The sequence below is a fragment of the Pseudoalteromonas sp. S558 genome (genome assembly GCF_005886635.1).
GTDB classification, from domain to species: Bacteria; Pseudomonadota; Gammaproteobacteria; order Enterobacterales; family Alteromonadaceae; genus Pseudoalteromonas; species Pseudoalteromonas aliena.
Window position 1 is genome coordinate 1 of sequence record NZ_PNDU01000258.1, and the last position, 14,953, is coordinate 14,953.

General features: G+C 40.6%; 13 protein-coding genes. 8 read left to right on the plus strand and 5 right to left on the minus strand.

The annotated features are described in order from the left end of the window. Positions 1-153: cold-shock protein (locus CWB66_RS16230; protein WP_138586165.1), on the minus strand; the 153-nt coding region annotated here is incomplete at its 3' end. Between the two features lie 635 nt (positions 154-788). On the opposite strand from CWB66_RS16230, the gene CWB66_RS16235 reads away from it, so the two are divergent. From CWB66_RS16235 to CWB66_RS16270, 8 genes are all read left to right on the plus strand, one after another. Continuing rightward, positions 789-1,151: a hypothetical protein gene (locus tag CWB66_RS16235; protein ID WP_138586166.1), complete on the plus strand. Its 363-nt coding sequence runs from the start codon at positions 789-791 to the stop codon at positions 1,149-1,151. Positions 1,152-1,357: 206 nt separating this feature from the next. Continuing rightward, complete coding sequence (locus CWB66_RS16240; protein ID WP_138586167.1) at positions 1,358-2,947, plus strand: alkaline phosphatase; 1,590 nt, start codon at positions 1,358-1,360, stop codon at positions 2,945-2,947. Positions 2,948-2,958: 11 nt separating this feature from the next. Further along, on the plus strand, positions 2,959-4,749 hold the full coding sequence (locus CWB66_RS16245; protein WP_138586168.1) for an alkaline phosphatase: 1,791 nt from the start codon (positions 2,959-2,961) through the stop codon (positions 4,747-4,749). Positions 4,750-4,888: 139 nt separating this feature from the next. Then, positions 4,889-5,632 (plus strand): hypothetical protein, encoded by a 744-nt coding sequence (locus CWB66_RS16250; protein ID WP_138586169.1) that lies wholly within the window; start codon positions 4,889-4,891, stop codon positions 5,630-5,632. A 419-nt stretch (positions 5,633-6,051) separates the two neighbouring features. Then, positions 6,052-6,822: a hypothetical protein gene (locus tag CWB66_RS16255; protein ID WP_138586170.1), complete on the plus strand. Its 771-nt coding sequence runs from the start codon at positions 6,052-6,054 to the stop codon at positions 6,820-6,822. A 99-nt stretch (positions 6,823-6,921) separates the two neighbouring features. Beyond that, positions 6,922-7,137 carry a hypothetical protein gene (locus CWB66_RS16260; RefSeq protein ID WP_138586171.1) on the plus strand — a complete coding sequence of 72 codons (216 nt, stop codon included), beginning with the start codon at positions 6,922-6,924 and terminating at the stop codon, positions 7,135-7,137. A 95-nt stretch (positions 7,138-7,232) separates the two neighbouring features. After that, positions 7,233-7,595, plus strand: coding sequence for a hypothetical protein (locus CWB66_RS16265; protein ID WP_138586172.1), 363 nt, complete (start codon positions 7,233-7,235; stop codon positions 7,593-7,595). 4 nt (positions 7,596-7,599) lie between these two features. Beyond that, positions 7,600-7,908: a hypothetical protein gene (locus CWB66_RS16270; protein WP_138586173.1), complete on the plus strand. Its 309-nt coding sequence runs from the start codon at positions 7,600-7,602 to the stop codon at positions 7,906-7,908. An 86-nt stretch (positions 7,909-7,994) separates the two neighbouring features. On the opposite strand, the gene CWB66_RS16275 is transcribed toward CWB66_RS16270, so the two are convergent. The 4 genes from CWB66_RS16275 to CWB66_RS16290 all read right to left on the minus strand — a co-directional run bounded on the left by CWB66_RS16275 (position 7,995) and on the right by CWB66_RS16290 (position 14,787). After that, positions 7,995-9,884 carry a monovalent cation:proton antiporter-2 (CPA2) family protein gene (locus CWB66_RS16275; protein ID WP_138586174.1) on the minus strand — a complete coding sequence of 630 codons (1,890 nt, stop codon included), beginning with the start codon at positions 9,882-9,884 and terminating at the stop codon, positions 7,995-7,997. A gap of 139 nt (positions 9,885-10,023) precedes the next feature. Beyond that, positions 10,024-10,917 carry a DUF4097 family beta strand repeat-containing protein gene (locus CWB66_RS16280; RefSeq protein WP_138586175.1) on the minus strand — a complete coding sequence of 298 codons (894 nt, stop codon included), beginning with the start codon at positions 10,915-10,917 and terminating at the stop codon, positions 10,024-10,026. A gap of 200 nt (positions 10,918-11,117) precedes the next feature. Continuing rightward, positions 11,118-13,652: a TonB-dependent receptor plug domain-containing protein gene (locus tag CWB66_RS16285; RefSeq protein WP_138586176.1), complete on the minus strand. Its 2,535-nt coding sequence runs from the start codon at positions 13,650-13,652 to the stop codon at positions 11,118-11,120. Positions 13,653-13,941: 289 nt separating this feature from the next. Continuing rightward, a complete protein-coding gene (locus CWB66_RS16290) occupies positions 13,942-14,787 on the minus strand; it encodes a DUF4198 domain-containing protein (protein ID WP_138586177.1) in 846 nt (281 codons plus the stop codon). Positions 14,788-14,953: the final 166 nt, after the last annotated feature.

Sequence of the window (14,953 nt, forward strand, 5' to 3'; positions counted from 1 at the left end):
CTGTACACGTTGGCCTTCAGCTAAAGTTTTGAAACCGTCGCCAGAGATTGCGCTGAAATGTGCGAAAACATCAGGACCAGATTCTTGCTCGATGAAACCAAAACCTTTTGCTTCGTTGAAAAATTTAACTGTACCAGTTGTAGTATTAGACATAATAGTATCCTAAGAATTAATAAAAGTGCGCCTTAAATTAGGCAATTTAACAGGAAGAAAACATACATTTAACTGAGGATAACGCGAAGGATTATTACTAATATCAACGTGGTACTTACAAATAAATAGGGTTTTCTGTCAACCCGATGCGAGACAGGATAACAGTAAGGTTAGACATAAAACAAGCTTTATCTGACATTTCATTTTATTTAACCCGTGGCTAAGGGGATTGATTTTTGATTTTAAAGTATTTTTATATACTAGTAAGTTAATATAAAACCCTTAATTATTAAGTGGTTGACTGTTTAAAGCTTAAGGCTTTATATTGATTTTTGATAGTTAGTTACTGATTATTAAATTTATTCAAGGCAGCTTACTTTTAGAATAATACAGGGCTTTTGCGATGTATTAACTCTTATTAGGAGGTGGCAGAGAGGCCTCACGCTACTTAATCAGAGTTCAGATTACTTAAATGCAACTTCAATCATGGCTAATGCTGCATTTAAGGATAGGTCGATCACATTAGGTTATTCAGTAAAGTGGTTATTTTGTATTTTTTTTGTAAATAAATTGTACTAATTTAGGTTTGTGTTCTACTTTGATTCGTACCTACTTTGGTTTAATTAAGGATAAGAATGAAAACTACATTAATTTCTATGGGTATTGTTTTAGCTTCTATATTTTCTGCGCAAGCGAGTGCAGATCAAATGGAGTGTTATGTAGATACTCAAGCATATGATCAATTTACTCCAAATCATTGTTCTGCGTTAATTTATGGTAAGAATAAAGCAACAGCAGTATTTAGAGTTATAGGTAATGGTTCTGCTATTGATAGTGTTGTTTGGTCAAATGCAGCATCGTCTTGTGGTGTATCGGGTACATCATGCTCATTTTCGATAAGATCGTTCAGAGGCTATAAAGCAGAGGCGACGGTACTATATACAGATGGTACTTGGAGCAAAGTTTCTGCAACCGCTTCGTTTGAAGATGGTCGTTAATTAAAAAAATAAAATTTAATTGAATTGATAAGCGCAGCGTGTAAACGTTGCGCTTTTTTGTGCCTGACTTATTTTTGTAAAATTTTAGTCATTGTTTCTTCATCAAAATTACCTTTATTAGTCATATCTGTTTCCTATAGTGCGGCGGTTGATCTTTTTTGTGGTCACACATATTAAAAATAACCACTAAACAATGGGAATTACGGATGAAAATTAAAAAAGTCGCTACGGCAATCGCGCTAACATTTGCGTTTAGCGCAGTTAGCCATGCCGATGTACTACCGAAAAGCCAAAAAGACAGCAGCTGGTATAGCGCTGCGCAAACAAAACTAACAACAAAAACAACACAAGCGCAGGCTACAAAAACGACCAAAGCTAAAAACGTTATTTTATTTGTTGGCGATGGTATGGGTATATCAACGCTTACTGCGGCGCGCATTTTACAAGGCCAGCGTAATAACCAATTTGGTGAAGAAGGCTATTTAAGCTTTGAGAGCTTCCCGTACTCAGCACAAGTTAAAACATATAATGTTGATGCACAAACGCCTGATTCTGCCGGCACAATGACAGCAATGATCTCAGGTGTTAAAACTGATGTTGGCGTAATTGGTGTAGATGAAGATATTGAACGCGGTGTGTGTTCAACAGTGGCAGGTAATGAGCTTCTTACAGCGACTGAACTGGCTGAAATTAAAGGTCTTGCAACAGGGGTCATTTCTACAGCGCGAATTACTCATGCAACGCCCGCTGCAACGTATGCTAAATCGGCAGACCGCAATTGGGAAGATGTTTCAGATATGCCAGAAGATGCAGTAACGACGGGTTGTGAAGACATCGCATCGCAACTGGTTAATTTTGAAAAGAATTTAGAAGCACGTTTTGTTGGAACGGATGTAGATGGTCTTGATTTTGTAATGGGTGGCGGTCGTCGTCATTTTTTACCAAAAGATGCAGCGGCTAACTCAACGGATGCCGCAAGTACAATTGAGGGCGATCGTACTGACGAACGCAACTTAGTGACTGAATGGCAAACACAATACCCTGACGCAACTTATGTAATGGATCAAACAGGCTTTGATGCCATTGCCGATGATGCTACCAAAGTATTTGGTTTATTTAACGAATCCCACATGCAGTATGAAGCAGACCGCGCAAACGATGTAGCGGGTGAACCTTCACTTACCGACATGACTACAAAAGCGATTGAAGTACTTGGTAAAAACGAAAAAGGTTTTTTCTTAACGGTTGAGTCGGGTCGAATTGACCACGCACACCACGCAGGAAATGCTTATAACGCATTAAACGATACCATTGAGTTTGCTAAAGCCGTGCAAGCTGCGGTAGATAACACCAATCCAGAAGAAACCCTTATTTTAGTGACCGCCGATCACAGCCATGTATTTACGATTGCTGGTTACCCTAAGCGTGGTAATCCAATTTTAGGTCAAGTTGTTGCGGTTGGAAAAACAACACCGAGCTTAGCAAAAGATGACATGCCATATACAACAGTTGGTTATGCAAATGGCTTAGGTTTTAGAAATTTAGGCGATGAAACAAATGCTGATGCAAGCTACGCAAGTGCCGCTGTTGCAGGGCGTGTTGAGTTAAATGGTGTTGATACAACCACACCTGGTTTTCATCAAGAAACAACCGTGCCACTTAGTTCTGAAACACACGCAGGTGAAGATATTTCTTTACATGCTAAAGGCCCAGGTGCCCAACTTGCTCAAGGTGTGATTGAGCAAAACGTAGTGTTTCATTTAATTAATCAAGCTCTTGAACTAACTCAGCAATAATGGCGGGTAACATGAACAAATTAACAGTACTTTCTTTAGCAGTAATGGTTGCCCTTGCGGGTTGCTCAAGTGATAACGATAAAAACGAAAATAACATTATCGCAGTCGACAATAAAATTGCCGTGGGCTCTGAACAATGTGTTAACGGTGGTGTAGAAACACAATCAGGTGTAGATACAGACAAAAACGGTAAGCTAGATAGCGGCGAGGTAACATCAACTAATTTAGTGTGTAATGCACCAGCCACTTCGCTAACCAGCGAGCAGTTAAAATCATTGACGAGTAATGTCTGGTTTAGCGATGCACAAACAAAACTTGAAACAACGCAGGCAGCAAACGCTGCAATTGTGACTGAATCAGGCAAAGCTAAAAATGTTATTTTATTTGTTGGCGATGGTATGGGTATTTCTACTGTAACTGCTGCGCGTATTTTAGCAGGGCAGCTAGAGGGCGAAATGGGTGAAGAGCATCAACTTAGCTTCGAAACTATGCCTTTTTCTGGTTTTGTAAAAACATATAACGTAGATGCGCAAACGCCCGACTCGGCAGGCACTATGACCGCAATGGCATCGGGTGTTAAAACCGACGCAGGCGTTATTGGTATTGATGAAGCGGTTGAACGTGGTAATTGTGCATCAGGCAAAGGGCACGAACTTGTTACCTCATTAGAGCTTGCTGAAATTGCGGGTAAAGCAACAGGGATTATTTCTACAGCGCGTATTACTCATGCAACACCAGCTGCAACGTATGCTAAATCGGCAGAGCGTAACTGGGAAGATATTTCAGATATGCCAGCAAGTGCTGCAACGTGTGAAGATATTGCATCGCAATTAGTTAATTTTGAAGCCAACCTAGAAGCGCGCTTTAGTGGTGTTGATGTGGACGGTATTGATGTTGTTATGGGTGGTGGCCGTCGTCACTTTTTACCAAAAGATGCCGCGTTTAATTCAGCCGATGCAGTAAGTACTGTTGAAGGGGATCGCACAGATAATCGCGATTTAACCGCAGAGTGGAAAACGCAATACCCAAATGGCACCTACGTAATGGATCAAACGGGCTTTGATGCAATTAGCGATGATGCAACTAAAGTGTTTGGTTTATTTAACGAATCTCACATGCAATACGAAGCTGACCGTGCAAATGACGTTGCTGGCGAGCCGTCTTTATCACAAATGACCAAAAAAGCGATTAATGTGCTTGATAACAACGAGCAAGGCTTTTTCTTAACGGTTGAGTCGGGCCGTATTGACCACGCACACCATGCGGGCAATGCTTATAATGCACTTAACGACACTATTGAGCTTGCCAAAGCCGTTAAAGTGGCGATGGAAAACACCAACCCAGAAGAAACATTAATAGTTGTAACTGCCGATCACAGCCATGTATTTACCATTGCCGGTTACCCTAAACGCGGTAACCCAATTTTAGGTAAAGTGGTTGGTGTAGGAAAAACAGAGCCAAGCCTTGCAGCGGATGATATGCCTTACACAACCGTAGGCTACACAAATGGTTTGGGTTACAGAGATTTAGGTAATGAAACCGATGCCGATGCTTCTTACTTAGCAGCAGCGGTAACAGGCCGCGTTGACCTAACTAATGTTGATACAACAACACCAGGTTTTCACCAAGAGTCGCTAGTACCACTTAGCTCAGAAACCCATGCCGGTGAAGATGTGGGTGTTTACGCTATGGGGCCAGGTGCTCATCTAGTAACAGGGACAAACGAGCAAAGCTTTTTATTCCATGTAATGGATTTTGCAGCTGATTTTGTAAAATCTGCCGATGCAAAAGTAGCGCAATAAATACCGGCTAGTTATAAATTTAGTTAAATATATCTAAATAAAGAAACCCGTACACAGTGCGGGTTTTTTGTCATTAAACTGACATTTTTAGTGGTTATGTTATTGCCATAAACTTGAAATATAAATAAGAGATAGCTCAATGAAAAAAGCGTTATTACTAATTGCCACGCTTGTAAGTACAAGTAGCTTAGCCTCGCAGTGCGATATCAACCCAAATATATTAAAAGCAAATTACAGTGTAACCAATACAGTCACTCACTCTGTAAAAAGTACCGCAGCGGCTAATAACAAGCCTGTCAGCCAGTCGCTCAACCTTTGGCGAAACCAGCAACAAGTTGCCCATGAAAATGATGTAATGACCGAGCTTTGGCAGCACTTAGCCAATAATCAAATCCGACCTATACGCTATTTTAATGCCCAGCAACGCGGTATTGAATATCAACCATCTGAGGTGCGCGGTGTACAAAATTGGAGCGCTAAAACTCAGCTGGTGGATAACCACCTAATCGAAAAAATGACCCTAGTAAGCACACAAGGCAAAGGCTGCGATGAAGTAAAAAACTATACATTGAGCGAAAATGGCAACGACTTTAACCTCGCCTTTTTTACGCATTCAAAATTAGTAAAAACATTTAGTACGAGTAATAAAAAAAGCCAAACAACGACCTTACTTAGCCTTAATAATGTAAGCACTGATGAGTCATTAATTAGTGCTCAATTTGCACAGTGGGACCGCTTTCAAACCACCGACTACGCCGATATTGGCGATAACGAAGGCGACCCATTTTTAGCTAAAATGATAAACCTAGGTTTCATAGAGCACAGCGCAACAGGTTTTTATAACCAGCAGGGCGAGGCTATTCAAGGCGGACATCACCACTAGGTTTTGGAGCTTTTAAATGTTGCAGCTCATAGTCTTTTTGATAGCTTGAATTACACTTCAATTGGCTGGGAACTATGAGCTACAAACATTCAGACGATAGTTAAAGTCACAATTACCAAAGTAATATTATTAAGTAACTTTCCTCTTATTTCCAAAATAACCGCCCGCCGCATAATATTTATAATTGGTAATCACTTACACTATTTAATATTGGAAATAAACATGGCACCCATCCAGTATCTGCAATTGCTAGTAAAGTTCCCAAAATTACAACTAAAATAATATCAAACCACCTTGTAATATCCTGTGTGAAATACAGTAATTAATTGAACCAAATTAGGAACTCAGCTATGGTTTGTTTATCAATAACAATTAATAAGAAACGGGTTTATCTAAAGGCTCGTTAGGAATACTAAGCAATGGCAGGACCACAAATAATTCCTGAAAAAATAACTAGCCCATTCCAGTTGATGGCCGCATGGTTTGTCATGTTGGTTTTATTGACTTCAGTGTTGTTAACTGCAGCTTCAAAAATAGAAAAGCCTGACTGGGCTGCTGGCTATTTAGTGATATTTACATCCGGTTTAGTTTTATTAGTTATTGGCTGTGTGACGTTAATGCTTACAAAGTTTAGACCTCACCTTCAGGACGGTAAAGAATATGCCCAATGGCTGAAGGACAAAGGAAGATATTCTGAAGGAGTTATTGTTAAAGAAAACAAAACCGCAAGTACAACTTTTAGGAACGCATCACAAAGTATAAATGATAATTTATCTCCGATTACTAATGTGGATATTAATGTTGTAAATATTTTTGACTCTGGAGATATGCTAAAAGCTCTTAAAGATAACGGCTTGAATGCAGATGTCTATAAGCCAAATAATGAGCCATATGATAGCCATTCTTCACAAGAAGCGATTTGGCTTGGCTATCTTGTGAATCCAGCTGTTGCATGCCGAGTTATAAAGACTGCAGTAAAGCAGTGGCCTCATTTGAAGTATGTACATTTATCTAATGATGGTGGTGGCGATCCACCTGATGAAGTGCATGATCAAATATTTTTGGGTGGCTCAACTAATACGGCAAAAGAGTTAGGCTTGAAAAAATGGACACCTCAGGACTTTGGTAAGTTAAGTGAATTCATGAACTGGGATGAGTTACACGCAAGGGTGCGAGAAAAGTATTCCTAACGAGGCCTTAAAGGCTGGTTCGTAGTTTATTCGATTCCTCTTATCTTCACAGTTTAGCTAACTATAACTTTCGTTTTAGGCGTTAATGTATATAAAAATATGAGTCCAAAAAATCATTTAGTTTTAAAAGCAGGAATTAAAAACTTTTTCAATTTTTTATTTATATGGTTTTGTATTCTTGTTGAAGCTTGGTACGAATCTGAAGAAGAGTTAAAAATAAAAGGCCTTGTTATTTCTTTTCTAATACTTCAAGCCGTTGGGTTGTTTTTGACTTATTTAGTTAAATCAAAGCTAGATAAAAACCCAATTCAGTAGATGTAGGGAGTAACCATGGCACTCACTATAAATTACTATCATTTACCATGAAAATATTTGGCCAGAAGACACGAAAAAACATACAGGCTTGTTGTATGGCTCCATTTGTAGTTTTTCCTGCTCTATTAGTACCATTTCTGATCTTATATGGTTATTCGCTTGCTACCGGTTACGTAGTCTCTACAACAGGCTTTGGAGCTTGGATTATAATGGCTTTTGTTGGGTGGCTTTTGGCTGCACTCTTAACTCTTTTTTATGGTTTGCCGATAGCTTTGTTGCTTCAATATTTTAATAAATTCAAACTTCGTTTTTTACTCCCTTTAAGTTTAGTACCCACTTTCATAGTATTGTTAGCCACTAAATCAGAGCATGGGGTGTTATTTATCTATGTTTATAGTTCAGCTATTGTGGCTGTGGCCTACTGGTTTATATTCACAAGGAAAAAGTGTGGAGAATAAAATAATGAAAAAAGTGAATGTTCCGGTAGATTGGGTTGAAAATTTAGATCCTGTTCAGCCTGGTCTGTATTTTGTTGCGTCTAGATATAAGACTGGATTCGGCTCTTACGATTATCTAAATTGGGATGGTGAAAATTGGCTCAAAGCTGACTCAATAAAGGTTGTAGGTTGGGTGTCCCTTGGCGATTTTTTGGGGTTGATAGATGCTGGTTGGCCCGCTAGTGATGACTCAGATAAAGAGCTTGAAGAGTCCAGCAATAAAAATAAAGAAAAATTTAAAGGCGACGAAGGTGGATTCTTTGAAGTTAAGTAACATAGAAAGTTAATTTTTTAGAAAACTTTGCCTCTTAACGAGGCAATGTCATCGTCTGTTAATGGTGTAAACACAACCGCCTAATTCTACTCCAAATGAGCATCATCAGGCTTTTTAGGTTTACTCGCTACTTCTGTTAAGCCGTCTTCGCAATCACCGCTGTCGCAGGTATTTAAATTGCTTTGTGCTTGTTTATCTTGTTGCAGCACTTGTTTTAAATCTTCCATACGTTGGCGAACTGCTACGCCGTAGCTGGCGTCGTCTCCCCATAATGCAGCAAGTTGCAGTACTGCAGCGCGGTCGTGGTCTCTAAACAGCTTACCAGCACGCTCTGCATCTTGCTTAGTGTTACCTAGTAATTCCAGAGCTTCTACGGCAAGGTTAATAGCCGAATCGACTGTTTCGCGGTTAAACGCATCTACTTTTAAATTAAGTAACTGATACGCATGGCGGCGGTCGATTGCGCGAGCAACTATTTTAAGCTGCGGGTAGTTTTTATGCGCGAGCTTAATTATCTCAATGGTTTTATCGGGGTTATCGATTGCGATTACCAGCATTTGCGCGGTGTGCGCGCCTGCGGCTTCAAGGAGTTCTTGGCGTGCGGCATCGCCATAAAATACGGTATTGCCAAAACGGCGTAGTAATTCTATTTGGCTAGGGCTGTGATCAAGTACGGTAATTTCGTAGCCTTGCGCGTGCAGTAAACGCCCCATAATTTGGCCAAAACGTCCGTAGCCCGCAATAATTACGTGCTTAGCGGTGCTAATTTGCTCTGGCTTATCAAACTCAGGCAGAGCACTGCTGCTGCGTTTTTGTATTTGCTCATAAACCATGAGTAATAACGGCGCTATTAGCATTGATACCGCCACAACTAAGGTAACAAGGCTGGTTTGCTCGGGCGTTAAAATACTTAAGGTGGTGGTTACGCTTAAAAGTACAAAGGCAAACTCACCCCCTTGGGCAAGCGCTAAGGCAAATAATAACTGCTGTTTGCTGTTAATTTTAAAGGTAACGGCAAGGGCAAATAAAATGCAGGCTTTAACTACAATGAGTAAAACCACTAAGCCAATAACAGTACTAAACTCGTTAAATAGCAGTTCAAAGTTAATTGATGCGCCAACAGTTATAAAAAACAATCCTAACAGTAAACCTTTAAAGGGCTCTATATCGGCTTCTAATTCGTGCCTAAATTCACTTTCTGCAAGTACTACGCCTGCTAAAAAAGTACCCAAAGCAGGCGATAAACCAATACTTTGCATAACCAGCGCAATAGCGACCACTAAAAACAGTGCAAAAATAGTAAATATTTCACGCATGTGTGTTTGGGCAATGTATCTAAATAACGGGGCCGATACATATTTACCTCCGGCAATAATAGCGGCAATAACCGCAACCGATACACAAACTTGTTGCCATACCGGCCAGCTTGCAATAATCGAGTCACTAATATCTTTTGAGCTACTTTGTGGGGCAAATGCAAGCAGTGGCAGCAAGGCTAAAATAGGGATAATGGCGATGTCTTGAAACAGCAATACCGAAAACGCGTTTTGTCCGGCTTCTTGCTTTAGCCAGCCTTTTTCTTGAAGGCTTTGCAGCACAATAGCAGTAGAGGAGAGCGCGAGCATTAAACCAATGGCGAGTGCAGTTTGCCAATGCATGGCAAAAAACCAATAACAAAATGCAAAAATAGCCGCAGCAGATAACACCACTTGTAAGCCGCCAAGCCCTAAAATAGAGTGGCGTAGTGTCCATAAACGCGAAGGTTGCAGTTCAAGGCCGACTAAAAACAGCATCATCACTACGCCAAATTCAGCGAAGTGCATTACATCGGTTTGATCGCCCACAACACCGAGCGCATAAGGGCCAATAAGTATACCGGCAATTAAATAACCTAATACTGAGCCAAGTCCGACTCGTTTAGCAATAGGCACAGCTACAATGGCTGCTGCTAAGTAAATTAAAGCAATTTCTAACACGCGTTTATCCTAAGTTAATTTATGCTCAAAGTGCTTGAGCATAAATAGAATGACTTAGGTTCTTGTAAAATACAATAATTTATAGAGTTGAAAGTAGCTATTTGAGATTGATTTAATGCTTAAGCTTAAATGTTTAGTATTAATCGTCGAGCTTTACTGGCCCAGTAATATTATCAATATTTACATCGCCAGAACCTGCTTCGATAATAGTTAGCCCTTTGGCATGATTAACGCGAATATCACCAGAACCGTCTTCAATAGTGACACTGGCATCAACATGTTCAATGATCATATCGCCAGAGTTGTCATCTACATTGACTGCGCCACTTACATTATTAATAGCCAAGTCACCTGAGCCATCTTCAACGGTTAAAGTGCCGCCTATATTGCTCACGTGCATTTCGCCCGATCCATCGTCAATAACTGCATTGCCACTTACATTGCTAATATGAATGCTGCCAGAGCCGTCGGTTAATTCTAAATTACCTGCGATATTTTGAAAGTTGACTTCACCTGAGCCATCGTCAACAGTTAGGTTTTTAGCGCTGTTAATGGTTAAATCTCCAGAGCCGTCTTTTACATCAATATTGCTTTGCATCGCGGTGATAGTTATATCGCCAGATCCATCATCAATGTCTAAATTTAGTGTGCTTGGCACAGTAACCACTAAATTAATACTTGGCGATTGGCCACTGTAAAAGCTAATCCCATTACGGCTTTTATTTTGGGCAACAAGCTTTGCTTGTTTACCATCTTGCTCTAGCGTTAGCTCATATTCATCGTTAATGTCGGCTGTGTAGATAGTGGCATCAACACTTATGCTGCTGGCCGTTTTTGAGCCTTTTATTTCAAGGCTACCTGCGCCGCTCAAAACATTTAAATACTCAAGGTTGTTGCTTGGCAGTGTAAGTTGTTGCGTCTGTTTTACCGATGCAACGCTTGGCGATATGTGAAATACACAGCCGCTTAATAATAAAATACCGCTAATAAGTGAAAGTGGTTTTGTAATATTTAATACGCTTGATGAGCTCATGGTTATTCCTTTGATATTTATTGTTTGTATTTGTATAAACAATATAGAGCAAAAATGAGACCGAAATGTAAGTTATTGTTTTATATGGGGTGGTGATTTTTTATAAAAGCTGGAATACTAATAAGTGGTTAAAATAACTAACTATTAATAAAAAGGATGCATAAAGCATCCTTTTTATTATTCAACTTTGCTTTGTGTTTTTAAAAGCTGTAAGTGATATTACCGTATAAAAAGCGGCCATCTAAGCTGTATGGTGCATACGGTGTGTACGGGAATATTTGACTAAAGGTTGAGTAACCAATGTTGTCGATAGTCGCTTGTGGGTACTGATCGAACAAGTTATTGGCACCAACTGCAAACTTCCACTCATCATTAGGGCGATAAGCAACTTCAAGATCGGTTATCCATTTAGCGTCTAGGTATTCATCGCGATCGCTGGTTGTGGAAATATCAGCAACTTCACCATAGCGTGTAGCCCGTAATGTGGTTTGCCATTCGTTAAAGCTCCAAACCGCCGATAAGTTTAACTTGTTATCGGGTGTTCCTTCTTCAAAGCGGCCCACTTCGCGACGTGCAAATACAACGTAGTCGTCACCTAACGAATTAAGTTGCTCAGGGTTATCGTCAACGTGGGTTACTTCGGTGTCGTTAAAGTTAGCGGCTGCGTTTAAGCGTACGTCGCCTAAGTTATCTAGCTCTAGCAAGTAAGTTGCAACGATATCTACACCTTGCGTACGAGAGTCAATGGCGTTAGTGAAATAGCGCACGCTTTCGGTGTTTAGCTCACCCGCGTTAGCTAAAATTTCTTGCACAGCAGAGCCTGTTAAGTTTTCAGACAAAACAATACGGTCATCAATATCAATGCGATATGCATCAACGGTTAAGCTAAAATTACCTTGGGTGTATACAAAGCCAGCGGTGACGTTTACTGAATCTTCTGCGTCTAGCTTTTTAGCACCTAGTGCTTGTGCAGCTGGCGCGTCACTTGGAAACAAACCGACTTCAAATGCTTGGTTGTTTTCAAGTACAGTCGAAATTTGACGGTATGAGCTTTGTGCTAATGAGGGCGCACGAAAGCCAGTGCTTATAGCGCCACGTAAAGATAAACGGTCGGTAATGCTGTAACGCGTTGCTAGTTTTGATGTAAACGTATTGCCAAAGTCGCTGTAATCTTCATAACGGCTTGCTAAAACGACATTCCACTTTTCAGTTAAGTAAGTGTCAAGCTCAACAAAGAGCGCGACATTGTGGCGGCTTTCGTCAGTGACGCTTTCTGGGCCAAAGCCAGAAAGTACTTGTGCGCCACCGGCAGCAATTGGATTGCCATTACCATTACCATCAAGAGCAGTAATGTAAGAGGCTTCTTCACCTTGTTCTATTTTGTAGCTTTCGTGGCGATATTCAGCACCTAGGGTAAAAAACACGTCGTCAGGCAGGCCTAAATCAAGCGTAGTGCTGGCATCACCATTAACAATAAATTGGTCATAAACGAGCGCGCCGTTATCAAACTCGGTAGGGCTGTTTGCGCCTAAAGAGGTGTTTAAGCTATTTACTACACCCAAAGAAAAGTCGTTCCGGCCATAGTTAGTACTGACATCCCATGTCCAGTCGCCTGACTCGCCTTGCAAACCAAGCGCAAGTGAATAATCTTCTACGTCTGTTTCAATTTGTGGTAAAAAGCCATCAGGGTAAAGAGCTAACACGTTACGGCTGTCTTTTGCGCGACGGTAAAAGCCACCCGAATTACCTTCACGTTTTGAGTAACTACCAAATGAATAAAGGTTTAAGCCGTTATCTAAGTCGTAACCCATATTGTAAAATAAGGCGTAGTCTTCAAGGTCTGCTTTACCAAAACGGTGGTTGTAACGATCAATAGTCAATTCACGTGGGTCTAAACTGCCATCATCAAGGCGACTATATTGCTCGCGCGGGTCAAAACCAGAGCGCTGAGTTGGGCTGTTATCACGATACTCAATTGATACGTTTACAAAGCCGTTATCTAATAACGAAAAGCCAGAATTGGCACTAATAGTACGAGTACTGCCATCGTTTACTTTACGGTCATCACCAGTATTAAAAGCCAAGTCGCCGTTTGCATCTGCATACGCACTTTGAAGGTTTGCAGCCCCTGCCATTTGGGTATCGTATTGTCCGTAAGTAACACTTACACTTCCGCCTTCAGTGGCATCTTTAAGGATTATATTAATAACACCCGCAATGGCATCTGAACCGTACTGTGCAGCAGCGCCGTCGCGCAAAACTTCTACACGTTTAATTGCTGATGTTGGGATCATATTTAAGTCTACAGCTGTTGAGCCACGACCTACTACGCCCCCTAAATTTAAAAGCGCACCAGAGTGGCGACGTTTGCCATTAATAAGCACTAAGGTGTGATCAGGCGCTAAACCACGTAACACGGCTGGGCGAGCATGATCTGTACCATCAGCAATCGTTGCACTTGGGTAGTTAAAGCTAGGTACTTGATTTGCAAGTACCTGACTGATTTCAAGTTGACCTGTGCTTGCCATATCGCCGCTGGTAATAATATCAACAGGTACTGAACTTTCGGCAATACTGCGTAAGCTACGGCGCGTTCCTGTTACTGAAATTACTTCGATATTTTCTTCTGCCTGATTATTTTGCTCTGCGGCAGCTATAGAATAAGGCGTGCTAAGTGCAGTAGTAATAGCCAAGCTAAGTGCTAATTTATTGGCAGATAAACGCTTAAAAGTCATTAATGTTCCTTAAGAACGTCGTTGTTTTGGTGAGTTTGAAAAGGAGCGAATCATATAGAAGCGCTCAACTACGTGCAAAGATAAAAACCATCTATGTTATTCACGTTTTTAATAAGTAAGGCCACTGTTTACGTACGTTACAGACGATTAGATCGTTACTGTTGTAATCTTGTGGCGAATGGAGGCGAAATCAATAAAACTAATAGAAATTGAGAATAAAAAACGCAGGGCAATAAAAAGCCAAGTTAAAAAACTTGGCTTAAAAAATTTTAAAATAAGGGTTAAAAAATTACTCTGGAGCTACTTCAAGCGTTGTAAATAAGGCATAACGACCTGAGTCTACACCTTCTTCATTTACGATCACCTTGTTAGATGTTTCGATTAGGTATAGGCCTGGCTCTTTCCACGTAATTGTAAACATACCGTCTTTATCGGTCGTTACTTTTACTTCGCCACGGTCGTTACGGTAGCGTGTGTCGCCTTTTAAAATGCTTACTTCAATGCCTTCACCGGCAGATTTGCCATCTTGTAGTAACTGAAAACGAGCTTGCTCACCGACAAATAAATCGTTTGGATGGGTGGGGCCGCTTAGCTCTAAACCTAAACCTAGTTGAGCTGGCTTAGAAGTACCGTTGTGGCTTACAAATGTATCTACCGTCGAGATTGATTTAACCGTTGTTATGTCGGTCGCATCTTTTGGTAAGTTGGCATCTGCTTTTTTAGCAAATACACGGTGGCGCTTACCTGCGGCATCTTTATAAAAGGTCATTAGCGTTGGTTTTTGCGTCATCGCAATGTGGTAAGTACCCTGTTCAGTTAAGCTAATTGCGGCTGAGCTTTTACGTTTTAAGTAATAAGCACGGATTGTGCCGGTGACAGGCTCACCGTTTGGCATAAGTGCCATTAGTAATGTATCGTCCCATTGAGCGCCTTTTTCTTTTGGCTTAAATGCTTTATCGGGTGCAAAAATTTCGTTTGAAACACTTGCATCAATCATCACATAATGCGCTTTATCGCCAGAAAGTGAAGTGTGTGAAGGTAGCAACCAGCGCGCGTGTGCATTTGCTGACGTTGACACTAAAGCAGATAGGCTCAATGCGCCGATTAATGCAGTTTTTAATAAATTAGTTTTCATTATTTTTCCTTTGCTTAAATTCGAGTAATAAATAGCTGCTCGAGATAGATTTATTATCCTGAGTTCAGGTTACTTAACCTTAGTAAATTGAGCGGATTAAAAAATCTCGATTTAATCGTGGTTTTTTAATTTTTAACTTGTTCTGCTTGAGCTAAGTCGTAAGCAT

Coding starts and splice junctions, on each gene's coding strand:
- CWB66_RS16235 (WP_138586166.1), top strand. CDS start 789: ATGAAAACTACATTAATTTCTATGGGTATTGTTTTAGCTTCTATATTT.
- CWB66_RS16240 (WP_138586167.1), top strand. CDS start 1,358: ATGAAAATTAAAAAAGTCGCTACGGCAATCGCGCTAACATTTGCGTTT.
- CWB66_RS16245 (WP_138586168.1), top strand. CDS start 2,959: ATGAACAAATTAACAGTACTTTCTTTAGCAGTAATGGTTGCCCTTGCG.
- CWB66_RS16250 (WP_138586169.1), top strand. CDS start 4,889: ATGAAAAAAGCGTTATTACTAATTGCCACGCTTGTAAGTACAAGTAGC.
- CWB66_RS16255 (WP_138586170.1), top strand. CDS start 6,052: ATGGCAGGACCACAAATAATTCCTGAAAAAATAACTAGCCCATTCCAG.
- CWB66_RS16260 (WP_138586171.1), top strand. CDS start 6,922: ATGAGTCCAAAAAATCATTTAGTTTTAAAAGCAGGAATTAAAAACTTT.
- CWB66_RS16265 (WP_138586172.1), top strand. CDS start 7,233: ATGGCTCCATTTGTAGTTTTTCCTGCTCTATTAGTACCATTTCTGATC.
- CWB66_RS16270 (WP_138586173.1), top strand. CDS start 7,600: ATGAAAAAAGTGAATGTTCCGGTAGATTGGGTTGAAAATTTAGATCCT.
- CWB66_RS16280 (WP_138586175.1), bottom strand. CDS start 10,917: ATGAGCTCATCAAGCGTATTAAATATTACAAAACCACTTTCACTTATT.
- CWB66_RS16285 (WP_138586176.1), bottom strand. CDS start 13,652: ATGACTTTTAAGCGTTTATCTGCCAATAAATTAGCACTTAGCTTGGCT.
- CWB66_RS16290 (WP_138586177.1), bottom strand. CDS start 14,787: ATGAAAACTAATTTATTAAAAACTGCATTAATCGGCGCATTGAGCCTA.